Consider the following 23,537-nt stretch of genomic DNA (forward strand, 5'->3'; position numbering starts at 1 on the left):
CCGGCAGGCCCGGCGGCGGCACCCCGATCCGGCACCCCGATCCGGCGCACCGGCCGGCGCCGGGCCCGACGCCAGGCCCGGCACACCGCCGGCGCCGGGCCCGGCTCACGGCCGACACAGCCCGGCCCCACCGCCGGCGTCGTCAGGACCACGGGAGGTCGACGTGGGCGGCGACCGGCAGATGGTCGCTGCCCGTCCTGCCCAGGATCTCGACGGCCGTGACCTCCGCGCCGCGGGCGAGGACATGATCGATCGGCACCATGGGGAACGCCGCGGGGAAGGTGAGGCCGAACCCGTCCTGGGGCCCGGAGACGAGCGCCGTCACGGGATCCAGGGCACGGTCCTCCACCGCGGCGTTCAGGTCGCCCGCCACGACGACGGCGTCGGACCCGTCGGCCCGCAGCACGTCCGCGAGCTTGCCGATGCTCTCGTTCCGCGCGGCGACGTCGTACCCGCCCGGGCCCACGCGCGTGGACGGCAGGTGCACCGCGTAGACGGTGACGCCGGGGTCGCCCTTGCGGGGCACGACCGTGGCGCGCATCCCGCGCTCCCAGCCGGGGCCGAACGCGGCGGGGCGCAGGTCGACGTCCTGGACGTCGCGGAGCGGGTGGGCCGACCACACGCCGACGGTGCCGCGGGTCGCGTGATACGGCAGCGCGTCGCCGAAGGCGCGCGTGTACTGCCCGGCCAGGGCGGCGTCGACCTCGTCGAGGGTGACGACGTCGGGCGACGCGGCGAGCAGGACGCCCGCCGTCCCGGCGACGTCGCGGTTCGTGTCGCTCGCGTTGTGCTGCACGACGACGACGTCGGACCGGGGCGGGTCCGCCTCGGTGAACAGCTCGGCGACCCGCGGCCAGAACATCCAGCCCCAGGCCGCCGCGGGCACCAGGAAGGCGAGCGTCGCGGTCACCGATCTGCGGGCGAGGCCGAGCAGGAGCAGGAGCACGGCGAGGGCGCCGAGCCAGGGCAGCACGGACTCCACCAGGCTGCCGATCCCCAGCGCGTCGGGGAGCTGGGCGTGGAGGTACAGGGCCGCCGCGATCAGCAGCTGGAGCACCGCGAGGACGAGGCCGCGGGACCAGACGGTGCCGCGGCGGCGCGGTTCTTCGGCAGGGTCGTCGTACCCGGCGTCGAGTGCTTCGTCGAACGTGGGGGCGCTCATGGCCGCGGACCTTACCGTGTCCCGGGTGAATTCCGGACCCGGGGGCCTGCTCGTCGCCCCTTCCCGCCCCCGGCTGCGGGCGAGCCGGCCCGCGCCCGCACACTCTGCCGGGCCCTTCGCCGACGGGCGGTCCCATCGGCCCCCACCCTGCGCCGGGCCCTTCACCCGCGGGCGAGCCCGCCGGCCCGCCCCTTGTGCCGGGCCCGCGCCGGATCTCAGGTCCGCTCCAGGAACTCCTCCTTCTCCGGGTCGAGCTGCCCGGCGATGGCCTCGCGGAGCTCCGGGGCGTAGTGGAGCTCCGGATCGGCGGTGACGACGCCCAGTGCCTCGGTGCGGGCCTGCTCGATCAGCTTCGTGTCCTTCATGATGCGCAGCAGCTTCAGCGAGCTCGACCGGCCCGACTGGGCGGCGCCGAGCACGTCGCCCTCGTTGCGCAGCTCGACGTCCAGGTTCGCCAGGCGGAAACCGTCGGTGGTCTCGGCCATCGCCTCGCAGCGGGCCCGGGCGGTGCTGCCCTCCGGCGCGTCGGAGACCAGCAGGCACAGGCCCGGCGCGCTGCCTCGCCCCACCCGCCCGCGCAGCTGGTGCAGCTGGGACAGGCCGAACCTGTCGGCGTCGAGGATCACCATGACGGTCGCCTCGGGGACGTCGACGCCCACCTCCACCACCGTGGTGGCGACCAGGACGGGCAGCTCGCCGGACGCGAACCGCTCCATCGCCTCGTCCTTCTCCGCGGGCGCGAGCTGCCCGTGCAGCACGCCGATCCCGGTGCCGGCGAGCTGCGGGCGCGCGCGCAGCTCCTCGGCCACCTCCAGGACGGCCCGCAGGGGCTTCTGGGGCCGGTCCCCCGCCGGGCCGGCGGCCGCCCGGCCGGTGGCTGCCTGCCCGGTGCCCGGGTCTCCGGACGCCGCCGGCGCGACGCCGTCGTCGTACCCGACGGGAAGCACCTCCATGCCGTCCTCCCCCGCCCCGGCGGGCCCTTCGTCGTCCGGATGGATCCGGGGGCAGACGACGTACGCGCGCCCGCCGCGCCCGGCCTCCTCCCGCACGCGTTCCCACGTGCGGTCCAGCCAGCGCTCGTTGCCCGCCGGGACGAGGTGCGTGGTCACGCCGGCGCGCCCGGCGGGGACCTGCGTGAGCGTGGACACCGCGAGGTCGCCGAAGACGGTCATGGCGACGGTGCGCGGGATCGGCGTGGCGGTCATGACGAGCAGGTGCGGGGCGGCGCTGGCCTTGTCCCGCAGCCGGTCCCGCTGCTCGACCCCGAACCGGTGCTGCTCGTCGACGACGACGAGCCCGAGATCCGCGAACCGGACGTGCTCGGACAGCAGCGCGTGGGTGCCCACCACGATCCCCGCCGCGCCGCTCGCGGCGGCCAGCAGCGCCTCCTTCCTGGCTTTGGCGCCGAGGGATCCGGTGAGCAACGCGACGCGCGTCGCGTTCGCGGCGCCGCCCAGCATGCCGCCCTCGGCGAGCGGCCCGAGCAGCGCGCGCAGGGTGCGCGCGTGCTGCGCGGCGAGCACCTCGGTGGGCGCGAGGAGGGCGGCCTGGCCTCCGGCGTCGACCACCTGGAGCATCGCGCGCAGCGCGACCACCGTCTTGCCCGAGCCGACCTCGCCCTGCAGCAGACGCTGCATGGGCCGGTTCGACGCCAGCTCGGCGGCGATCTCGTCGCCCACCTCCTGCTGGCCGGGGGTCAGGTCGAACGGCAGCCGCGCGTCGAGGTCCGCCAGCAGGCTCGGCTCGCCCGGGCCCAGCAGGGCGCGCGGCGTGGCCGGGCGGCTCGTGGCCACGGCGCGGCGCTTGGCCAGCGCGGCCTGCAGCACGAACGCCTCCTCGAACCGCAGGCGGTGCAGGGCGGCATGCGCCTCGGCCATCGAGTCGGGGCGGTGCACCCGCCGCAGCGCGTCGAGCCGGGCCGGCAGCCCGACCCTCGCCCGCACCTCCAGCGGCACCGGGTCCGGCACCTCGTCCTCGGTCAGCGTGTCCAGCACCATGCGCACGGCCTTGGCGATCTTCCAGCTCGGCACGGCGGCCACGGCCGGGTAGATGGGGATCGGGCGCGCGGCGGCGGCGAGCATCTCCTCGTCGGACTCCAGGTCCTCCTCGCCCATCATGAGGAAGGCGGGATGGGTGAGCTGCCGGTTGTTCCGGTACTCGCCCACCGTGCCCGTGAACAGGCCCGTGCGTCCCGGCACGAGCCGCTTCTCGTGGGAGAACAGCGACCCGCGGTGCTTGCCGAAGAACGTCAGCGACAGCTCGTGCGTGCCGTCCGTGATGACGGCCTCCATCAGCGCGCCGCGGCGGTTGCGCATCTCCCGGATCGTGGCACGCACGACCCGGGCCATCACGGTGACGTGCTCCCCGACCACGAGCTTCCCGATGTCGGTGAGCCGGCCCGGGTCGTCGTACCGCCGCGGGTAGTGGTCGATCAGGTCGCCGACCGTCTCCAGGCCCAGCTTGGCCAGCGGGTTCTTCCCCTTGGGCTGGCCGAGGGCGCGCGTCAGCGGCTCCTCGAGCCGCTCCCGGGGCGTCACGCCCGCTCCCGGAGCACCGCGTCCCGCGTCATGGCGCCGGTCTCCTCGCCCGGCGGCCCCGCCGGCATGCCCGCGCCGATCGGCGGCGCATCGATGTCCGACGACGTCGTCCCGGCGGGGCCCTCGAGGCCCAGCCGGATCTCGCTGCCCGGCCTCCCCGTCGGCAGGGCCACGAGCTCCGCCGACGGCGCGAGCCGGGCCAGCAGCGGCGCGAGCCCGGCTGCCGCGTCCGTCGCGTCGTCGTCCGCGAGGACGGTGACGACCTCGGGCGCGGTTCCGGCGGCGGCCAGCCGCGCGACCGCTTCGGTCAGCGCCGTGGCCGCGCGCCCGGCCGGGACCGGCCCGGCGACGTACAGGCCCGCCAGCACCGCGTCCATCAGGGCGACGGGATCCGCCGCCTCGGGGGCGGTGCCGAGCGCGGCGAGGGCCACGACCACATGCACGTCGGTGGGGGTGTCCAGCGGGGTGATCTCGTCGAGATCCGCCCGCGCGGCATCCGCACGGGGCGCGGGCCCGAGCACGAGCACGCGACAGGCGCCGGTGGAGTCCGCGGCCCGCTGGACGTCCTGGGGCGAGACGGCGTCGACGGTGGCACCGAAGCCCCCGCCGAGCAGCACCACCGCACCGGCATGCGCGATGTCGGCCGCCAGGGCGGGCGCGGAGGTGATCGCGACGACGCCGTGGCCGCGGTGGTCCGCCGCTTCCAGGTGCCGCACGTGCACCTGGGCCAGCCGGCCCCCGGCGCCCGCCGCGACGCCGAGCGCGGCGGGCAGGTCGTCGGTGTGGACGTGCGCCTGCCACACGGCGGAGCCGGCGCCGGTGTCCCCGCCGACCACCACCACCGAGTCGCCCACCTCCTCCAGCCGGGAGCGCAGGCGCGGCGCGACGTCGCCGGCCCCCTCCGCGTCCCGGGTGACGACGAACATGAGCTCCAGGCCGCCCTGCCCCGCGCGGGCACGGCCGTGCCCGCCGGGAGCCGGCGGCGTGCCCGCTGCCGCCTGCCTGCCTGCCGGACGTTCGACGACGAGATCGAGACTCACGGGAGACATCCTGCCGGGGCTGTCTGACATCGCCGCCTCGGCGAAGGCGCCCAGCACCAGGACCAGGCCGCACGCCCCCGCGTCGAGCACGCCGGCCGCGGCGAGGACGGGGTGCTCGGTCATGCTGGCGCGTGCCGCCTCCCGGGCTGCGCCGACGGCGGCCCGGGCGATCGCCGCCGGTCCCTGCCCCGCGTCCTCGGTGGCGCGCGCGGCGGTCGCGGCGGCGTCGGCGGCCGTGAGGATCGTGCCGTCGGCGGGGCTGGCGACGGCCGCCCGCGCGGACCGGGCCGCCTCCTCGAGGATCGTCGCGGCGGTCGCGCCGTCGCGCGCGGCGAGCGCCGTCCCGCGCAGCCACTCGGAGAGGATGACGCCGGAGTTCCCGCGCGCGCCCAGGAGCGCCGCCCGGGCGCAGGCGCCCAGCAGGTCGGCGCCCGCGGCGTCGTCGGGCATCGTGCGGACCGCGCGCTCGCCCTCGCGGAGCGTGAGGTACATGTTGGTCCCGGTGTCGGAGTCCGCGACCGGGAAGACGTTGACGTGATCGAGCGCGGCACGCTCGCGCCGCAGCGCGTCGGTCGCGCCACGCACCCAGCGGCGCACCAGTCCGGCGTCGATGTCGCTCACCCTGCCTCTCGCGTCGGTCGGCATCCACGGTACCGGCGCGGGATGCCACCGGCCGGATACCCGGGTGTGACGAATCACCGTGACCGACGTCAAGGGCGATCCAGGGGCGATCACCGCCGCGGACCGGCGGTACGGTTTGAGCACGGAACTGCGCATCGGGTACTCTCGTGTGGTTGCCTGACGGCGGTGGCGGGTCCGGAGTCCGGATCGGCGCCCCGGGACGGCAGAATCCTCTTTTCCCATCACGTCCTGCTCGTGCGCACGGACGTACGACACTCAGGAGACACCGTGGCTGCCAACTGCGACGTCTGCGGCAAGGGCCCGGGCTTCGGGTTCAGCGTCTCGCACTCCCACGTGCGGACCAAGCGCCGCTGGAACCCGAACATCCAGCGCGTCCGCGCCGTGGTGAACGGGACCCCGAAGCGCGTCAACGCGTGCACCTCGTGCCTCAAGGCCGGCAAGGTGCAGCGACGCGTCTCGATCTGACGCCCAGCACTTCCGCCTCGCCCGCCCGCGGTTCACCCCGCGGGCGGGCGAGGTTTTTTCCGGGTACGGTCCACCGGCACGGTGTCGGCGGGTGGACGTAGGCTGTGGCTCGACGCTGTCCGACGAGGTTCTTGCACGCACGGTCCCGAGGGTGAAAAGGTGAGGTCATGGCGGCCCAGCTCGACGAGGTGTCCATCCGTCCCGCGACGGCGGCGGACGCCGACGACATCGCCCGCGTGGACATCGCGTCCTGGCGCAGCGCCTACTCGGAGATCCTCCCCGGGAACTACCTGGCGTCCCTCGATCCCACCGAACGTGCCGAGCTGTGGCGCAGGTCCGTGGAGAACACCAGCATGCTCGTGGCGGAGACCCGCCGGGGCGCGGTGGGATTCACGAGCGTGGGCCCGTCCCGCGACGAGGACGCCGAGGACGGCGACCTCGAGATCTACGCCATCTACCTGCACCCCGCCGCCTGGGGCAAGGGCGTGGCCCGCGACCTGATGCGCACGGTGCTCGCGGACGTCCCCGGCAACGCGTCCGTCACCCTGTGGATCCTGCAGGAGAACGAGCGCGCCCAGCACTTCTACCGGCGGCACGGCTTCGCCCACGACGGCACCGAGCGCATCGACGACATCGGCGGCAAGCCGATGACGCAGCTGCGCTACCGGCGCTGACCGCGCGGCCGGCTCGCGTCGCGAACCTCTAGGATCGGTCCGTGAGAATCGTCGCGGGCGCGCTGGGCGGACGCACCCTGGTCGTGCCGACCCAGGGCACGAGGCCCACGAGCGACCGCGTGCGCGAGGCGATCTTCTCCCGCCTCGCCCACCTCGACGTCCTGGACGGCACGCGCGTGCTCGACCTCTACGCGGGATCAGGCGCGCTCGGCCTGGAGGCCGCCAGCCGCGGGGCGCAGCACGTCACCCTCGTGGACTCCGCCCGGGTCGCGGTCGACGCCGCCCGGAAGAACGTCGCGGCCCTCGGCCTGGCGGCCGTCGTCTCGGTGACCGCGGGGCCCGTCGAGCGCTACACGGCAGCCCTCGCGGCCGCCCCGCCGCTGTCCGGCGCCCTGGACCTGGTCTTCCTCGACCCGCCGTACGACCTGTCCGACGACGACCTCTCCGGGGTGCTCGCCGACCTCGCCGCACCGGGGGTGCTGGCGCCCGGCGCCGTCGTCGTCGTCGAGCGGTCCGCGCGCAGCGCGGAACCTGCCTGGCCGGCCGGGCTGGAGCCGTTCGGGGACAAGACGTACGGCGAGACGCGGGTCCACTACGCGGAGCCGATCGAACCCGCGTAGCGGGTGGCGCGGGGCGCCGGGGACGATCGCGCAGGACCTCGGCAGGGCCCCGGCACGGCCTCAGACCTGGGCCACCGCCGACGCCGCGGGCACGTAGGCGTCGCTCGGCTCCAGGCCGTACATCAACAGCGCCTGGGCCATCATGTCGTCGAACATCGGGCGGAAGTCGCCGAAGGCGAACGACAGGTGGCCGAACGCGGCCATGCAGATCACGCCGAAGATCGCGCGCCAGGTCCGGATCCAGGTGTAGCCGAGGCCGAGCGGGATGTCGAGGTCCGGCGCGATCGCCTTGACGTGCTCGCGGATCTGGGGGTGCATCTCGGCGGGGACCTCGTGCTCGGCGGGCCAGAACGAGTGGTCGGTCTGCTCCATCAGCGTGACGAACGAGGGCACGTACGGCCCGCCCACGATCGTGGCGACCTCGCGGTCCGACTCCTCCGAGCCCTCCTGGATCTCGTGGAAGTCCGATCCCATGAGCAGCGAGAACTCGCCGGGATGCGCCAGCGACCAGCAGAAGACCGTGTGCGTCAGGGCGTAGAGCTGCGCGGCGACGTCGGCGCGGGGCTGCATCTCGCGCGCCGTCACCATCCTCGCCGCCAGGTCCTCGAGCGCGGCGTGGTGCACCGCGCGCAGCAGCTCGTCGCGGCCGCCGGGGAAATAGCGGTAGAGCGCGGGCGACGTGAACTTCAGCGCCTTGGCGACCGCCGCGATCGTCACGTTGGTGACGCCGCCCGACCGGATCATGATCGCCCGCGCCGCGTCGACCGCCTGCCGCCGGGCCTCGACGTGCCGCCCGCTCAGGGCGGGTGCGTCAGTCGTCGTGTTCGTGGTCACTGGCATGTCCTCTCTGGTTCCACCTGCGACACCGCGCCGGCCAGGTCGATCACGAACGACGAGGTGTGATCCTTCATCACCGCGGGCGGGACCACCACCTCGACGGCGGGCTCCCGGCCGTACGTCGTGAAGGACCAGGTGCCCTCGTCGTCCGTGGCGACGATCCAGTCCACGCTCGTGCCGTCGGCACCCTCCACGCTCTGGCACTGCGCCGAGGGGCCCGGGGGCTCGACGCCGCAGCGCAGCGTCACCGCCGCGCCGGGAGCTCCCCAGGCGGCCGTCGCCTGGGAGTTCGTGTCGATCCGGACGAGATCCTCCGCGAGGGCGTCCGGCAGGGCCAGCACCACCGACGCGCATTCCGGGTCCGCCGCCTCCGGTGCGGCCTCCACGCCGATCACGGGTGCGCACGCCGCGGTGATCGTGACGGCCGCCGTCGCGGGGAGCACTGCCACGATTCTCTTCAGCCAGGGGTTTTTCACCCGGAGGCGTGAATGCACGCCGCCACCGTACCTGGTTCCCGCGCCGGAGGCCCGGACGTTCCGTATTGCGGTCCCGGCGGGTCGCGCCCCGGCACGGACCAGCCCCATGCGAGGTAATGGACCTGGTCAGAGCGTCGGGGTTCGTTGTATAGGGTGGTGCCCGTGACCGAGCTGGTGCGTGACGTGAACGAGGACGAACTGCTGCGGCGGATCTTCCCGCTCCTGCCGGTCGGCGGATCCACGCAGGTCGGTCCGGGGGACGACGCCGCGATCGTCGCCGCGTCCGACGGCCGGTTCCTCGTCTCGGCCGACGTGCTCGTCCAGGACCGGCACTTCCGAATGGACTGGTCCACCGGCGCCGACGTCGGGCATCGCGCCGCCGCTCAGAACTTCGCCGACATCGCGGCCATGGGCGGGCGCCCCACGGCGCTCGTCGTCTCGCTCGTGCTGCCCGGCGAGACGCCCGTGGACTGGGTCGAGGACCTCGCCAGGGGACTCGGCGAGGCGTGCAAGCCCGTCCGCGCGGGCGTCGTCGGCGGGGATCTCGCGAGCGGCGAGGAGATCGCCGTGAGCGTGACCGTGCACGGCACGCTGGACTGGCGGGAGCCGGTGCTGCGCAGCGGGGCGCGGCCGGGCGACGTCGTCGCGTACGCCGGGGTGAGCGGCTGGTCCGCGGCCGGGCTGGCCCTGCTGGAGTCCGGCCTGGTGCGGCCGGCCGGCAACCACCCGCTGGTCCGCGCCTACCTGCGGCCCGACCCTCCGCTGGAGGCCGGCCGCCGGGCCGCGCGCGCCGGCGCGACGGCGATGCTCGACGTGTCCGACGGGCTGCTGCGCGACGCCGAGCGCATCGCCGTGGCCTCCGGCGTGCGGATCGACTTCGACCCCGGCGCCTTCGCCGGGGAGCGCCGGGTCCTGTCCGACGCCGCGCTCGTCGTCGCGCAGGCCGCGCTGCGCGCCGGGGGCGCGGAGGAGCTGGTCGGCGACCTCGGCCAGGCCGAGGCCGCGAACCGCCTGATGAGCCAGTGGATCTGGTCCGGCGGCGAGGACCACGGGCTGCTGGCGGCGTTCCCCGGCGACGCGACCCTCCCCGAGGGCTGGACCGTGATCGGCCGCGTGCTCAAGCCCGGCCAGGCGTCACCGAAGGTCATGATCGGCGGGCGCAGGCCCGCCATCAGCTCGGGCTGGGACCACTTCCAGCGCTGACCGCGCGCGGCCACAGGCCTGTCGCTGCGGCCAGGGCCCGCCGCTGCGGCGGCAGGCCCGCCACCACGGCGGCCGCACCCGCCACAGCCGCGGCCCTCAGCGCACCACCTCGACCTTGTCCGTGTCCATCTTGCAGAAGGAGTCGGCGTTCGTGAGCACCACGAGCGACTCGGACCAGTCGTGCGTCTGGTCGCGCATGCCGGCGCCGATCGCGTCGCGCAGGCGCTCCAGCTCGCCGTCCTTGTCGTAGGCGAAGATCCGCACGCGCTTGCCGGAGTTGAACTCGATCTCCAGGCACGCGAACGGCGGGCAGGGCACGCCGCGCATGCCGTACGAGAGCAGCAGCACGCCGATGACCGTGAGCGCGGCCGGCCCGATCCAGTAGACGGGATCGAACACCTCGAAGACCATGAAGCAGGCCCACACCACCGCGCCGAGGAAGATCACCCCGGCCGCCTGCCCCGGCCAGCCGCCGGGATTCCGGCGGCGCGGCGTGCCGACCTTGATGATCTTCTGCGCGTGCACGTTGTCCAGCGGGTACATGTGGCCGCTCACGTAGAGGTTGCCGCGCTGCACCCGCGGCGTCCACGTGGTCTCCTTCAGTCCTTCGAGCTGCCAGAACGCTGCCAAGGTCCCGCCTTTCCGGTGTCGTGCCGCTTCGCGTCGTGCCTCAGGTCCTGCTTCCTGGTGTCGTACCTGCGCGCGTCGTGCCGCAGGCTCGCCCCCGCGCCGACCGCCCGCCACCGCGCGATCCGCGTCGCCTCCCCCAGCGATCCGCGCCACACGTGCCCGTGCCCGGGCAGCACCACATGGGCGTCCAGCCCGGCCAGGACGTCGAGCGAGGCGAGCGCCCCCGCCAGGTCGCCGGTGAAGAGCTCCGGCGGCAGCTGCGGCCCCGTCAGCCGGGACAGGGCGTGCCCCGTGACGAGCGCGTCGCCGGTCGCGACCAGCCCGCCGGGCAGCATGTAGCAGACCGAGCCGGCCGTGTGCCCGGGTACCGACACCGGCACGGGCGCCCCCGGGAGGTCGAGCGGCACCCAGTCCTCGCCGTCGGACAGCACGATCGCCCCGGGCAGCGGGCGCCTCCGCAGCGCCCCCGCGCGCGCGACGTCGGCCGCCCAGCGGGCGACGCCCGGCCGGCCGATCCGCCGCAGGACCTCGCCGGCCCTGACCTGCTCGAGGTCGCCGGTGGCGGCGTGCCGCGCGTCGGGCCCGGACATGTGCACGGGCGTGCCGTACTCCCGGCGGAAGTGCCGTGCGGCGCCGAGGTGGTCGGCGTGCGCGTGCGTGACGACGATCCCGCGCACGTCGCGCGGGTCGCAGCCGACCGCCACGACAGAGGCGACGACGGCGGGCGTGTCGCCCACCCAGCCCGCGTCGATCAGCGTCAGGTCCCGCCCCTCGCGCAGCAGGTACCAGTTGACGTGGGTTCCGGTGCACTGGAAGACGTCCGGTGCGACCTCGCTGACGACGACCATCCTGACCCCCTTGACCCACGACTGACCTGCGACGACGACCTCAGCAAGGGTCCCATCACGACAATCGGGAGTAAAGAGTGAATGATGGTTGTTGCTACCGCAGACCAACAGGGCGTTCGAGCGCGAGCTGGATCAGCTCGTCGATGAGCTCCGGGTAGGCCAGGCCCGACGCGTCCCACATCCGCGGGTACATCGAGAACGGCGTGAAGCCGGGCATGGTGTTGATCTCGTTCACGACGACGCGCTCGTCCGGCGTGACGAACACGTCGACGCGGGACAGCCCCTCGGCGCCGACCGCCTCGAAGGTGCGGACCGCGATGTCCTGGATCTCCTTGATCACGTGCTCGGGCAGCTCCGCCGGGCAGGACAGCACGACGTCGGCCTCGGCGAGGTACTTCGCCTCGAAGTCGTAGAAGTCGTGGCCCGGCGCGGTCACCTCGATCTCGCCCGGCAGCGACGCCCGCGGCCGCGCGTCCCCGCGGCCGCCGAGCACGGCGCACTCGATCTCGCGCCCGGTGATCCCCGCCTCGACGATCACCTTCGGGTCGTGCTCCTGCGCCGCGCGCACGGCGGCGTCGAGCCCGTCGGGCGAGTCCACCCGGGAGACGCCCAGCGACGAGCCGGCCCGGGCCGGCTTGACGAACAACGGCAGGCCGAGGCCCGCGACCTCGTCCAGGATCTCGTCCCGGCGCGTGTCCCACTCCCCCGGCTTGATCACGGCGTACGGGCCGATCGGCAGGCCGTGCCCGGCGAAGACCATCTTCATGAAGTGCTTGTCCATGCCCACCGCGGAGGCCAGCACGCCCGAGCCGACGTACCGCACGTCGGCCAGCTCCAGGAGGCCCTGGACCGTGCCGTCCTCGCCGTAGGGCCCGTGCAGCACGGGGAAGACGACGTCGACCTCGCCGAGCACCGCGGGGACCTTGCCGGCCTCGACCACGCGCACCTCGCGCGAGCCGGCGCGCAGCGGCAGCACGACCTCGCCGGGGGCCGCGGGGACCTGGGGCACCTTGCCGTCGGCGATGGCCCAGCGGGCGGGCTCGTCGTCGGCCACGACCCACTGGCCGTCCGGCGTGATGCCGACGGGCACGACGTCGTACTTGCCGCGATCGATGGCACCCATGATGCCGCCGGCGGTCGCGACGGAGATCCCGTGCTCGCCGGAGCGCCCGCCGAAGAGGATCACGACCCGCGGCCTGCGGCCGGGTTCAGGGGCGGAAGGAGCTTGGTCAACGGTGCTGTTCGACATCGGCCCCGACACTACCGGACCGGCGCGACGGCTTCCGCCGCTGGCTGCCGCCGGGCGTCGCCAGCAGGCGGCGCGCGCGGATCGCCGCGAACAGTTCCGCCGCGTCCCGGGGCGACGTCGCGTCGCGCCCGGTGAGCTCCTGGACGCGGATCAGGCGGTTCAGCACGGTGTTGCGGTGGCAGTGCAGGGACCGCGCGGCGGCCGCCGTCGAGCCGCCGACCTCGAACCACGTCTCGAGGGTCCGCACCAGCGTCTCCTCGTCGCGGGGATCGCGGCCCGCCAGGCCGCCCAGCACGGCCGCCGAGAACTCGGCGGCGCGCTCCCGGTCGGCGGCGAGGAGCACGTCGAGCGGCGCGTCGTCACGCGGTGCGCCGCCGTCACGCGGTGCGCCGCCGTCCGCGAGCGCCCGTGCGCCGCCGCGGGGCGCGCCGGCCTCCGGCAAGGGCGTGGCCCGGTGCCCGCTCGGCGGCGCCGCCCCGGCGGCCGGGGGCGGTCCCTGGACGGCGGCGTCCGGCCCGGGGCGGTGCAGCAGCTCGTCGAGCGCCGAGGCCAGTCCGTCGATACGCACCCGCAGGTCACGGACATCGGCGGCCGAGGCTTTCGCGTTGCCTTCCGCCATGTCCGACATGGGAAGAAGGGTAGTCACCTCCGCCGGAACCGCACCAGCCCGCTGTGATGCGGGATCGCTCTGGGCAAGCTCGCCCCGGCGTGGTGGAATCGGGGCAGCGAGCGTCCGGGGCGACGAGGCCCCGGTCCGAAGGTGAGGAGCGCGCCGGTGGTCATCAGGTCAGTGTTCGACGACGTCGACATTCCCGGGCAGAGCATCTACGACTTCCTCTTCGCGGGGCTGACCGAGGCGGAGCTCGGCCGGACGGCCTTCGTCGACGGCACGACCGGCGCGAGGACCACGTACCGCGAGTTCGTCGCGCAGGTCGACGCCGCCGCGGCCGGGTTCGCGGCGCGGGGGCTCGGGCCGGGCGACGTCGTCGCGCTGCACTCCCCGAACTCGCCCGCGTTCGGCGTCGTGTTCCACGGGTTGCTGCGCCTCGGCGTCGTCGTGACCACGGTGAACGCGCTCGCCAACGGCGCGGAGGTGGCCCGGCAGCTCACCGATTCCGGCGCGCGGACGCTCGTGACCGTGCCGCCGCTGCTCCCGGCCGCGACCGCGGGGGCGGAGGCCGCGGGGCTGGCGGCGGGCGACGTCGTCGTGCTGGACGGCGACCGGGAGGGTGCCGCCGGTCATGCGTCCCTCGCCGACGTCGTCGGGCAGGGCCGCGGCGCGCCGCTGCCGGACGTCTCCTTCGACCCCGCCACCCACCTCGCCGTCCTCCCCTACTCCTCGGGGACCACCGGACGCCCGAAGGGCGTCATGCTGACGCACCGCAACCTCGTGGCGAACGTCGTGCAGAACGCCGCGCTCGGGCTGCGGGCCGACGACGTCGTCCCGGCGGTGCTGCCGTTCTTCCACATCTACGGGATGACGGTGCTGCTGAACCTCGCGCTGCACGTGCGGGCGGCGCTCGTCACCCTGCCGCGGTTCGACCTGGAACAGTATCTCCGGGTGATCGCGGAGCACCGGGGGACGTACCTGTTCGTGGCCCCGCCGATCGCGCTGGCGCTGGCCAAGCACCCGCTCGTCGGCTCGTTCGACCTGGGGTCGGTGCGGGCGATGATGTCGGGCGCGGCGCCGTTCGACGAGAAGCTGGGGCACGCCGTCGCCGCGCGGTTGCCGGGGTGCCGCGTGCTGCAGGGGTACGGGATGAGCGAGATGAGCCCGGTGTCGCACACGACGCCGTTCGAGCGCACGGACATCTCGCCGGGCTCGATCGGGCTGCTGCTGCCGAACATGACGGCGAAGATCGTCGATCCCGCCACCGGCGCGGAGATCACCCAGCCCGCCGAGGGCGTCTCGGCGCCCGGCGAGCTGCTGTGCGCGGGGCCGAACGTCATGGTGGGCTACCTCGGCGACGACGAGGCGACCGCCGGGACGATCGAGCCGGACGGGTTCCTGCACACGGGCGACATCGTGACGGTGGACGCGGGCGGTGCGTTCTGGGTGGTGGACCGGCTCAAGGAGCTCATCAAGTACAAGGGCTACCAGGTGCCGCCCGCCGAGCTGGAGGCGCTGCTCGTCGCGCACGCCGAGATCGCCGACGCCGCGGTGATCGGCGTCCCGGACGAGGAGGCCGGCGAGCTGCCGAAGGCGTGCGTGGTGCGCGCGGCGGGGTCGTCGATCACCGCGGACGAGGTCATGGCGTACGTCGCGGGGAAGGTGGCGCCGTACAAGAAGGTGCGGCTGGTGGAGTTCGTGGACGCCGTGCCGAAGTCGGCGGCGGGGAAGATCCTGCGCAAGGAACTCCGGAGGTAGGCGCCGGGGCCGGGCTCAGCCCTGGCTCCGCAGGGCCTGGTCCAGGTCGGCCCAGAGGTCCTCGACGTCCTCGATCCCGACGCTCAGCCGCAGGAAGTCCTCCGGGACCGTGGCCGACTCCGAGCCCAGGCGCCGTCGTCGTTCGACGAGCGACTCCACGCCCCCGAGCGACGTCGCCGGCGTCCACAGCCGCAGCGCTGCGACGACGGCGTCGGCCGCCTCGCCCGGCGACCGGCCCGCGCCCGCGGCCGGCCGCAGGCCGATGACCGCCCCGTAGGTGCTCATCTGCGCCCGGGCGCGCTCGTGCCCGGGATCGCCCGGGAGGGACGGGTGCCGCACGCCGGCCACGGCGGGGTGGTCCGCGAGCCGCCGGGCGAGCTCGTCCGCGTTCGCGCACGCGCGCTCGTAGCGCAGCGGCAGCGTCCGCAGGCCGCGCAGCGCGAGCCACACCTCGAACGGGCCGGCGATCGCGCCGTGCAGGGCGCGGTGGCCGCGGATCCGCTCCGCCAGGGCGGCGTCGTCGGTCAGCACGGCGCCCAGGACGACGTCCGAGTGGCCCGCGATGTACTTCGAGACGGAATGCACCACCAGGTCGGCGCCGAGCGCGAGCGGCCGCTGCCCGAGCGGGGTCGCGAACGTGTTGTCCACCACCGTGACCACGCCCCGGTCACGGGCCGCCGCCAGGAGCGCGGGCAGGTCCGCGACCTCCAGCACGGGGTTGGTCGGCGACTCCGCGAGCAGCAGGTCCGCGCCGTCGAGGGCCGCGACGACGGCGGCCGTGTCAGCGATGTCGACCTCGCGCACCGTGGCCCGCTGCCGCTCCGCGAGGTCCTGGGCCACGAGCTTGGACGTGTGATAGGCGTGCCGCGGGAGCACGACGACGCCGCCGGGCGGCACGAGCGACAGCACCGACGCGACGGCGCTCATCCCCGAGCCGAACACGATCCCGCGCTGCCGGGCGCCCTCCAGGGCCGCGAGCGCGTCCTCGAACGCGTGCCACGCGTCGGTGTCGGCGCGCCCGTAGAACAGTTCCCCGGGCGGGATCTCCCCCTGGGAGACGAAGGTGCTGTTCAGCGTGATCGGCGGATTGATCCCCGCCCCCTGCGCGCGGGCCGGCCTCCCGGCGTGCACGGCGAGGGTGGCGGGCGAGTGCTGCTGCGGGTCGGTTGCTCCGGTCATGCGGTGAGCCTACGACGGCGCGGGCGGGGTCAGACGGCCTCCGACTTGAGCGGGCGGGCGAGGAGGGCCGCGCCGAGCTCGTCGATGGGGAACTTGCCGCTGATGACGCCGACGACGCCCTGGGTGATGGGCATGTCCACGCCGTGCGTGCGGGCCAGGTCCAGGACCGACGCCGAGGACTTGACGCCCTCCGCCGTGCCGCCGGTCGCGGCGATCGCCTCGTCCAGCGACATGCCCTGGCCCAGGTGCTTGCCGAGGGTGTGGTTGCGGCTCAGCGGCGACGCGCAGGTCGCCACGAGGTCGCCCATCCCGGCCAGCCCGGCGAAGGTCTCGGGGCGGGCGCCGAGCGCCATCCCCAGCCGGGTGATCTCCGCGAGCCCGCGCGTGATGAGCGTGGCCGTCGTGTTCCACCCGAAGCCCCGGCCCTGGGCCATGCCCACGGCCAGCGCGATGACGTTCTTCACGGCCCCGCACAGCTCCACGCCCACGACGTCGTCGTTCGTGTACGGCCGGAAGTACGACGCCGAGCACGCGTCGGCGACGAACCGCGCCGTGGTCTCGTCCTGCGCGGCGACGACGCTGGCTGCGACCTGCCGCTGCGCGATCTCGCGGGCCAGGTTCGGCCCGGAGACGACGGCGACCCGCGCGGCGGGGATGTCCAGCGCCTCCGCGATCACGACGGTCATCCGCTTGTCCGTCGACAGCTCGATCCCCTTCATGAGGGAGACGACGACGGCACCCGGCTCCAGCAGGTCCCGCATCGGCTCGAGCGTCGCGCGGGCGACCTGCGACGGGACCGCCGCCACCACGATCCGCGCGCCCGCGAGCGCGGCGGCGGCGTCGGTCGTGGCGGACATGGCCGGCAGGACGACGCCGGGCAGGCGCTTGGGGTTGGCGTGGTCCTCGGTCACCGACCGCGCGACCTCGGGGTCACGGCCCCAGAGGACGACGTCGCACCCGGCGTCGGCCAGCACCATCGCGAAGGCGGTGCCCCAGGCGCCCGAGCCGAGCACGGCGACGCGGAGGCGCGACGCCTCGGCGCCACCGGGCGCCGTCGTCCCCGGGTCCCCCTGGACCTCCGGGCCGCCGCTCACGGACGCTCCACCGGCGGGTAGTCGGTGCGCTTGGCCTCGTACTCGGGGTGCTTGCGCAGGTCGAAACGGTGCTTCGGGGGCTCCCCGCCGCGGATCCCGGCGAGCTCGGAGGTGATGGCGGCCATCACGCGCTCGGTGGCCTCCGCGAGGGTGGCGCCGTCGGCGGGCCGGTCGTAGAGGTCGCTGAGGTCCACGGCCCGGCCCGCGGAGACGACGACGTTCTTGCGGGGGAACAGGCTGGGCCTGCGCCCGTACCGGGGGAGGGTCCGGTGGGCGCCCCAGACCGCGATCGGGATCACAGGCAACTGCGAGGCGAGCGCCATGCGGGCCATGCCGGTCTTGCCGACCATCGGCCACAGGTCGGGGTCCCGCGTGAGGGTGCCCTCGGGGAGGATGACGACGGCGGCGCCGTCGCCGAGCAGCTTGCCGGCGTCGGCGAGGGACTGCGCGGCGGCCTTCGTGCCGCGGTCCACCGGGATCATGTTGGTCCACCGCAGGGCGAACCCGACCGGCGAGTCGAAGATGGCGCGCTTGGCCAGGATCCGGGGCTCGTAGCCGTTGGCGTGGACGAAGTGGGCCAGCGCGATGGGGTCGATCTCGGTGACGTGGTTGGCCGCGGCGATGAACCCGCCCTTGGCCGGAAGGTTCTCCTGTCCCCGCCAGTCGTACTTCCACAGGCCGTAGCCGATGCGGTGCACGAGGAACGCGATGAAGCGGTACGCGAGCGTCTGCGGCGGGCGCGGGGGGCGAGGATGAGGCACGCCGAAACAATACCCGCCCGGCCCTGCGGGCAGGGCCGGGCGGGTACCGGTGGCTCAGTCGCGGGAGACGTCCGCGCCCAGGGCGACCAGCTTCTCCTGGAAGTTCTCGTAGCCGCGGTCGATGAGGCGGATGCCCCGCACCGTGGAGCGGCCCTTCGCGGCGAGGGCCGCGATCAGGTGGCTGAAGCCGCCGCGCAGGTCCGGCACCTCGATGTCGGCGGCGGCCAGCGGCGTCGGCCCCGAGATGACGGCGGAGTGGTGGAAGTTCCGCGCGCCGAACCGGCACGCGCCGCCCCCGAGGCACTCGCGGTACACCTGGATCGTGGCGCCCATCTGGCGCAGCGCGTCGGTGAAGCCGAAGCGGTTCTCGTACACGGTCTCGTGCACGATGGACAGGCCCTTGGCCTGCGTGAGCGCGACGACGAGCGGCTGCTGCCAGTCCGTCATGAAGCCCGGGTGCGGGGCGGTCTCCAGCACGATGGACTTCAGGTCGCCGCCGGGGTGCCAGAAGCGGATGCCGTCGTGCTGCACGTCGAACCGGCCGCCGACCTTGCGAAACGTGTTCAGGAAGGTCGTCATCTCGGGCTGGGTCGCGCCCTTGACGGTGATGTCGCCGCCCGTGGCGAGCGCCGCGGACGCCCAGGAGGCGGCCTCGATGCGGTCGGACAGGGCGGTGTGGTTGAAGCCCTCGAGCCGGTCGACGCCCTCGATGCGGATGACGCGGTCGGTGTCGACCGAGATGATCGCGCCCATCTTCTGCAGGACGGCGATGAGGTCCATGATCTCCGGCTCGATCGCGGCACCGGTCAGCTCGGTGATGCCCTCGGCGCGCACGGCGGTGAGCAGGAGCTGCTCGGTCGCGCCGACGCTCGGGTACGGCAGCGAGATCTTGGTGCCCTGCAGGCGGCGCGGCGCGCGCAGGTGGATGCCGTTGGGGCGCTTGTCCACGACGGCGCCGAACTGCCGCAGGATGTCCAGGTGGTAGTCGATCGGCCGGTCGCCGATGCGGCAGCCGCCCAGGTCCGGGATGAAGGCCTCGCCGAGCCGGTGCAGCAGCGGGCCGCAGAACAGGATCGGGATACGGCTGGAGCCGGCGTGCGCGTCGATGTCCGCCACGTGCGCGGACTCGACGTTCGACGGGTCCAGGTCGAGGATGCCGGCGTCGGAGTCGTACTTCACTGCCACGCCGTGCAGCTCCAGGAGGCCGGAGACCACCTTGACGTCACGGATCTGCGGCACGTTGCGCAGCACGCTCGGGGTCTCGCCCAGCAGCGAGGCGACCATGGACTTCGAGACGAAGTTCTTGGCGCCGCGCACCGTGATGGAACCGTTCAGCGGGTTCCCGCCGTTCACGTGGAGAAGGTCGTTCATGTCCTCGTCGTCGCCTTGTCGTCGATGGGCAATCGGGGCCCGGCCGGTGGCCGGGCCGGTGCCGCGGGACGCGCAGTCGCCGTGGCCGTGCGCCCGGTCGATCCTGCCCTGCCGGGCCCGAGCGTGCCAACACGCCCGGCGTCGAGAGTATTCACGTTCACTACACCTTCACCCGGCGGGCGCGGTAGCGCTCGCCGAAGCGTACCGCCGGGGTCGCGGGACAGTGACGGCCGTCACGCGAGGTCTTGACGCGGGCGCGGCTTTGATGATTTATTGCCGCCGCCGGTATTTAACGTTAAACGTTCGGTGCGTCCGGCCGGGCCGAACCCCAGGAGGTTGTCGTCATGACCAGCCAGAACCGCCGGGCCGCCGCCGTCCCGGCCGTCGTCCTCGCCGGAGCGCTCGCGCTGTCCGCCTGCACCGGGGGCGCAGCGCCCGAGGGGACGACGCTCGAGGAGGGCGAGCCGTACACCCTGACCGTCTGGACCAACATCACGACGGGCCCGGGCAAGGAGTGGTTCGACGACCTGGCCGCCGAGTTCGAGTCGAGCCACGAGGGCATCACCGTCGAGGCCCAGCACATCCAGAACGAGGAGCTCGACGGCAAGCTGCAGACCGCGCTGAACTCGGGCGACGCGCCCGACGTCTTCATGCAGCGCGGCGGCGGCAAGATGAAGGACATGGCCGAGGCGGGCCAGCTCCTCGACCTCACGGGCACCGCCGTCGACTCCCCCGAGCTGCGCGAGAAGCTCGGCGACGCCGCCTACGAGGCCCTCACCGTCGACGGCAAGCTGCTGGCCGCGCCCCAGCTGATCCAGCCGGGCGGCATCTGGTACAGCAAGGACCTATTCGAGGAGGCCGGGATCGCCGGGACCCCCGAGACCACGGACGACCTGTACGACGCCATCGGCAAGCTCCAGGACGCGGGCATCACCCCGATCGCGCTGGGCGGCAAGGACGCCTGGCCCGCCGCCCACTGGTACTACTTCTTCGCGCTGCGCGAGTGCACGGCCGAGACGCTCGCGGCGACGAACGAGTCCCTCGACTTCTCCGACCCGTGCTACGAGAAGGCGGCGCAGGACGTCGCCGACCTGGCCGGCGCGGAGCCGTTCAACGAGGGCTTCCTGACCACGTCGGCGCAGCAGGGCGCCAGCAGCTCGGCGGGCCTGCTCGCCAACCACGAGGCCGCGATGGAGCTGATGGGCGCCTGGGAGCCCGGCGTCGTCATGAGCCTCACCCCTGACCAAAAGCCGCTGGCGGACCTGGGCTGGTTCCCGTTCCCGCAGGTGGACGGCGGCGCGGGCGACCCGAACGCCGTCATGGGCGGTCAGGGCGGCAACTCCTGCTCGGCCGGCGCCCCGAAGGACCTGTGCGGCGAGTTCCTCGCGCTGATGAGCTCCGAGGAGTACCAGGAGAAGTTCTACGACGCCTTCGGCACGATCCCGCTGCACGCGGACGCGCAGGACGTCGTGAAGAACGAGTACGACGAGCAGATGCTCGACTCCCTGGCCGAGGCGTCCTCCGTGTCCGACTTCCTGGACACCAACTACGGCCAGCAGGTCGGCACCACGCTGAACCAGTCGGTCGTCGAGCTGCTCACGGGCGACACCGACCCGGCGGGCCTGGTGAAGGCGATCTCCGACGCGGCCGCACGGAGCTGAGACGCCTTCCATGAGCACCTCTGAGCACGCGCGCACCGCGGTGCCGGGACCGCTCGAGGCCGGGGACGACGGCGCCGCGGCGGCGTCGTCCCCGGTCCGGGCGCCGCGGCGGCGCCAGGCGCCGTGGCGCCGGTGGCTGGAGATCCTCCTGCTCGCCGGCCCCGGCGTCGCCGTCTTCGTCACGTTCGTCATCGTCCCGGTCGTCATGGCCGGGTACTACGGCTTCTTCAAGTGGAGCGGCTACGGCCCTCCCGTCGAGTTCGTGGGCCTGCGCAACTACGAGCTGATCCTCACCGACCCCAAGTTCCTCGACGCGCTGTGGCACAACGGGTTCGTCCTGGTGATGTCCCTGGTGCTGCAGGGCCCCGTGGCCATCGCGATCGCGCTGCTGCTGAACCGGCGGATGCGCGGGCGGTCCCTGATCCGCGTGCTGGTGTTCGTGCCGTACGTGCTGTCGGAGGTGATCGTCGCGATCGGGTTCAGCCTCATGCTGCACACCGCCGGCGCGGTCAACGACGTGCTGGACCGGGCTGGGCTCGGCGCCCTCAGGCAGGACTGGCTCGCCGACCCCGACCTCGCGATCTGGTCCCTGATGCTCATCCTGGTGTGGAAGTACATCGGGTTCGCCGTCATCCTCATGCTCGCCGGGCTGCAGGGCGTGCCCGACGAACTGCGCGAGGCCGCCGCCATCGACGGCGCGTCGTACTGGAAGACCCAGTGGTATATCACGCTGCCGCTGCTCGGCCCGACCATCCGGATCTGGGCCTTCCTGTCGATCATCGGCTCGCTGCAGGTGTTCGACCTCGTGTTCGTCATCTGGGGGCAGTACGTCGCCGACACCGCCGGGACCTCGACCATGGCGACCTACATGGTCGCCAACGGCCGGATCTCCGGTGCGTACGGGTACGGCAGCGCGGTCGCCGTCGTCATCTTCCTCGTCTCGCTCGTCGTCGCGCTCGTGTACCAGCGGTACGTGCTGCGCCGCGACACCGAGGGCGCCCTGACCGGAGGTGCGGCCTGATGTCCGTCGTCACATCGATGTCCCGCAGGTCTCCCCGGCGCGCGGAACGCGCGTCCGCCACGGGCACGGGCGGGCTGGTCGCCTACCTGGTGGCGTTCGGCCTGGTCGGCGTCTGCCTCGCGCCCGCCGTCTACGTCGTGCTGGGCGGGTTCCGCACGAACTCCCAGATCATCAAGGACCCGGCCGGGTTCCCGGACCCGTGGGCGGTGGGCAACTACGTCTCGGTGCTCACCGGCGAGGTCTTCTGGCGCCAGCTCGGCAACTCGGTGATCGCGGCGGTGGGCACCACGCTCGGCGTCGTCGTCCTCGGGCTGATGACGAGCTACGTGATCGCGCGCTACCCGTTCAAGGCCAAGCAGGCGATGTACTCGCTGTTCGCCGCGGGGCTCATGTTCCCGATGACCGTCGCGATCACGCCGCTGTACATCCTGGTCCGCGACCTCGGGCTGACGAACACGCTGGCCGGCATCGTCCTGCCGCAGATCGCGTTCGCCCTGCCGACCACGGTGATCATCCTGGTCCCGTTCCTGCGGGCCATCCCCCGCGAGCTGGAGGAGGCCGCGTTCATCGACGGCGCGAGCCGGCTCGGGTTCTTCTGGCGGATGGTGGTCCCGCTGTCGGTGCCCGGCGTCATCACCGTGGGGATCCTCGCGTTCGTCGCGAGCTGGAACAGCTACCTGCTGCCGCTGTTCCTGCTCAACGACCAGGTCCTCTACACGCTGCCGCTCGGCGTGCAGGCGTTCGCCTCGCAGTACTCCGTGGACACGGCGCGCGTGCTGGCGTTCGTGTCGCTGTCGATGATTCCGGCGCTGATCTTCTTCTCGGCGTTCGAGCGCCGGATCGTCGGCGGCCTGACCGGGGCCGTGAAGGGGTGACGCGGGCGGCCGTCGTCTGCGGGTCGTCGCGTGCGGGTCGCCGCGCGCGACGGCCGCGGCCGCGGCGGTCCGAGACCGTCACGGGCCGCGACCCGAACCGATGTGGCCGCGGACGGCCCGGGCAGCCGTTGCCCGGAGTGCCCTAGCCTAAGCCGCGACGCGGCCCCGCGGGAGGACCCGCGGGTGCCCCGCGTCGACCTCACTTCCCGTCCCAGTGGGAAAGGACCCTCATGCGCATTGTCCGGGCGGCTTCCGTCGCCGCAGCTCTCCTCCTTGCCGGTTCGGCCGTCGGCGCGCCCGTCGCGTCGGCGTCCGGCGGCTCGGACGGGGAGACCCCTTACGACGTCACCGCCGCCGGCCTGACCCTCCCCGACGGGCGCACGTTCGCCGACGGCGGTCACGTCAACGTGAGGTTCACGGCCGACGGCGTCGCCGGCTCGGCGTCGATCCACTTCGAGTCGCAGAACCAGCAGGCCTCGGGCGCGTTCGTCGGCGAGTCGTACCTGCCGTGGTCCGAGCTCATCGAGCCGGACGAGTACTGCATCACCTGGGTGCAGGTGGAGGGCTTCGACGAGCACTTCGGCGAGGGCGGCCAGGAGCCCGTCTGCACCCAGGGCGGGCAGCCGAGCACCGCACCCGAGCCGACGCCGACCGTCCCGGGCGGGGAGCCGAGCACTCCGGCCGAGGAGCCCGGCGCCTCCCCGGCGCCGTCCGAGGAGGGCGTGCCGGGCGAGGCGTCCTCCGGCGAGCCGACGCCGCCCGGGGGCACCGGCCCGGGCGAGCCCGCGCCGTCGTCCGTCCCGAGCGGCTCCGCCGGCGCGGGC

General features: G+C 73.9%; 21 protein-coding genes and 1 pseudogene. 9 read left to right on the plus strand and 13 right to left on the minus strand.

Annotated features, from left to right (window positions below):
* Nucleotides 1-142: 142 nt before the first annotated feature.
* The 3 genes from ABD208_RS14520 to ABD208_RS14530 all read right to left on the minus strand — a co-directional run bounded on the left by ABD208_RS14520 (nt 143) and on the right by ABD208_RS14530 (nt 5,360).
* Nucleotides 143-1,162, minus strand: coding sequence for an endonuclease/exonuclease/phosphatase family protein (locus ABD208_RS14520; RefSeq protein ID WP_344104107.1), 1,020 nt, complete (start codon nt 1,160-1,162; stop codon nt 143-145).
* A 215-nt stretch (nt 1,163-1,377) separates the two neighbouring features.
* Nucleotides 1,378-3,699, minus strand: coding sequence for an ATP-dependent DNA helicase RecG (locus ABD208_RS14525; RefSeq protein WP_344104110.1), 2,322 nt, complete (start codon nt 3,697-3,699; stop codon nt 1,378-1,380).
* Entirely contained in the window at nt 3,696-5,360 is a 1,665-nt protein-coding gene (locus ABD208_RS14530; RefSeq protein WP_344104112.1) for a DAK2 domain-containing protein, read from the minus strand. Before ABD208_RS14530 ends, ABD208_RS14525 begins: the two co-directional genes overlap by 4 nt.
* A gap of 288 nt (nt 5,361-5,648) precedes the next feature.
* On the opposite strand from ABD208_RS14530, the gene rpmB reads away from it, so the two are divergent.
* The 3 genes from rpmB to rsmD all read left to right on the plus strand — a co-directional run bounded on the left by rpmB (nt 5,649) and on the right by rsmD (nt 7,140).
* Nucleotides 5,649-5,846 (plus strand): 50S ribosomal protein L28, encoded by a 198-nt coding sequence (gene rpmB, locus ABD208_RS14535; protein WP_344104114.1) that lies wholly within the window; start codon nt 5,649-5,651, stop codon nt 5,844-5,846.
* A gap of 167 nt (nt 5,847-6,013) precedes the next feature.
* Nucleotides 6,014-6,520, plus strand: coding sequence for a GNAT family N-acetyltransferase (locus ABD208_RS14540; protein ID WP_344104116.1), 507 nt, complete (start codon nt 6,014-6,016; stop codon nt 6,518-6,520).
* Nucleotides 6,521-6,561: 41 nt separating this feature from the next.
* A complete protein-coding gene (gene rsmD, locus ABD208_RS14545) occupies nt 6,562-7,140 on the plus strand; it encodes a 16S rRNA (guanine(966)-N(2))-methyltransferase RsmD (RefSeq protein WP_344104118.1) in 579 nt (192 codons plus the stop codon).
* 60 nt (nt 7,141-7,200) lie between these two features.
* Here rsmD and ABD208_RS14550 read toward each other — a convergent pair whose 3' ends face one another.
* Nucleotides 7,201-7,974, minus strand: coding sequence for a TetR/AcrR family transcriptional regulator (locus tag ABD208_RS14550; RefSeq protein ID WP_344104120.1), 774 nt, complete (start codon nt 7,972-7,974; stop codon nt 7,201-7,203).
* Nucleotides 7,971-8,426 (minus strand): DUF3515 family protein, encoded by a 456-nt coding sequence (locus tag ABD208_RS14555; protein WP_344104122.1) that lies wholly within the window; start codon nt 8,424-8,426, stop codon nt 7,971-7,973. The genes ABD208_RS14550 and ABD208_RS14555 overlap by 4 nt, the downstream gene beginning before the upstream one ends.
* 189 nt (nt 8,427-8,615) lie before the next feature.
* On the opposite strand from ABD208_RS14555, the gene ABD208_RS14560 reads away from it, so the two are divergent.
* Entirely contained in the window at nt 8,616-9,656 is a 1,041-nt protein-coding gene (locus ABD208_RS14560; RefSeq protein ID WP_344104124.1) for a thiamine-phosphate kinase, read from the plus strand.
* Nucleotides 9,657-9,752: 96 nt separating this feature from the next.
* On the opposite strand, the gene ABD208_RS14565 is transcribed toward ABD208_RS14560, so the two are convergent.
* From ABD208_RS14565 to ABD208_RS14580, 4 genes are all read right to left on the minus strand, one after another.
* Complete coding sequence (locus ABD208_RS14565) at nt 9,753-10,286, minus strand: hypothetical protein (RefSeq protein ID WP_344104127.1); 534 nt, start codon at nt 10,284-10,286, stop codon at nt 9,753-9,755.
* Nucleotides 10,256-11,134, minus strand: a complete 879-nt coding sequence (locus ABD208_RS14570; RefSeq protein ID WP_344104129.1) for an MBL fold metallo-hydrolase — start codon at nt 11,132-11,134, stop codon at nt 10,256-10,258. Before ABD208_RS14570 ends, ABD208_RS14565 begins: the two co-directional genes overlap by 31 nt.
* A gap of 94 nt (nt 11,135-11,228) precedes the next feature.
* A complete protein-coding gene (locus tag ABD208_RS14575) occupies nt 11,229-12,383 on the minus strand; it encodes a D-alanine--D-alanine ligase family protein (protein WP_344104131.1) in 1,155 nt (384 codons plus the stop codon).
* On the minus strand, nt 12,364-13,011 hold the full coding sequence (locus ABD208_RS14580) for a PucR family transcriptional regulator (protein ID WP_344104133.1): 648 nt from the start codon (nt 13,009-13,011) through the stop codon (nt 12,364-12,366). The genes ABD208_RS14575 and ABD208_RS14580 overlap by 20 nt, the downstream gene beginning before the upstream one ends.
* Before the next feature lie 147 nt (nt 13,012-13,158).
* On the opposite strand from ABD208_RS14580, the gene ABD208_RS14585 reads away from it, so the two are divergent.
* On the plus strand, nt 13,159-14,751 hold the full coding sequence (locus ABD208_RS14585; RefSeq protein ID WP_344104135.1) for an AMP-binding protein: 1,593 nt from the start codon (nt 13,159-13,161) through the stop codon (nt 14,749-14,751).
* A 15-nt stretch (nt 14,752-14,766) separates the two neighbouring features.
* On the opposite strand, the gene ABD208_RS14590 is transcribed toward ABD208_RS14585, so the two are convergent.
* Genes ABD208_RS14590 through murA form a run of 4 tightly spaced genes read right to left on the minus strand, consistent with a single transcriptional unit; the run spans nt 14,767 to nt 19,156 of the window.
* Nucleotides 14,767-15,930, minus strand: a complete 1,164-nt coding sequence (locus ABD208_RS14590) for a trans-sulfuration enzyme family protein (RefSeq protein WP_344104138.1) — start codon at nt 15,928-15,930, stop codon at nt 14,767-14,769.
* Between the two features lie 29 nt (nt 15,931-15,959).
* Nucleotides 15,960-17,024 carry an NAD(P)H-dependent glycerol-3-phosphate dehydrogenase gene (locus tag ABD208_RS14595; protein WP_425561114.1) on the minus strand — a complete coding sequence of 355 codons (1,065 nt, stop codon included), beginning with the start codon at nt 17,022-17,024 and terminating at the stop codon, nt 15,960-15,962.
* Complete coding sequence (locus ABD208_RS14600) at nt 17,021-17,785, minus strand: lysophospholipid acyltransferase family protein (RefSeq protein ID WP_344104140.1); 765 nt, start codon at nt 17,783-17,785, stop codon at nt 17,021-17,023. The genes ABD208_RS14595 and ABD208_RS14600 overlap by 4 nt, the downstream gene beginning before the upstream one ends.
* Nucleotides 17,786-17,839: 54 nt before the next feature.
* Nucleotides 17,840-19,156 (minus strand): UDP-N-acetylglucosamine 1-carboxyvinyltransferase, encoded by a 1,317-nt coding sequence (murA, locus tag ABD208_RS14605; protein ID WP_344104142.1) that lies wholly within the window; start codon nt 19,154-19,156, stop codon nt 17,840-17,842.
* A gap of 344 nt (nt 19,157-19,500) precedes the next feature.
* Between murA and ABD208_RS14610 the strand changes: the two genes are divergently transcribed.
* The 4 genes and pseudogenes from ABD208_RS14610 to ABD208_RS14625 all read left to right on the plus strand — a co-directional run.
* A complete protein-coding gene (locus ABD208_RS14610; protein ID WP_344104144.1) occupies nt 19,501-20,817 on the plus strand; it encodes an ABC transporter substrate-binding protein in 1,317 nt (438 codons plus the stop codon).
* 10 nt (nt 20,818-20,827) lie between these two features.
* A complete protein-coding gene (locus tag ABD208_RS14615) occupies nt 20,828-21,838 on the plus strand; it encodes a carbohydrate ABC transporter permease (protein ID WP_344104146.1) in 1,011 nt (336 codons plus the stop codon).
* Entirely contained in the window at nt 21,838-22,713 is an 876-nt protein-coding gene (locus tag ABD208_RS14620; RefSeq protein WP_425561115.1) for a carbohydrate ABC transporter permease, read from the plus strand. The genes ABD208_RS14615 and ABD208_RS14620 overlap by 1 nt, the downstream gene beginning before the upstream one ends.
* A gap of 230 nt (nt 22,714-22,943) precedes the next feature.
* Nucleotides 22,944-23,537 (plus strand): annotated as a pseudogene (locus ABD208_RS14625) (hypothetical protein); the annotation flags it as partial.

Origin of the sequence: Myceligenerans crystallogenes (genome assembly GCF_039529775.1) — a bacterium.
Lineage (GTDB): Bacteria > Actinomycetota > Actinomycetes > Actinomycetales > Cellulomonadaceae > Myceligenerans > Myceligenerans crystallogenes.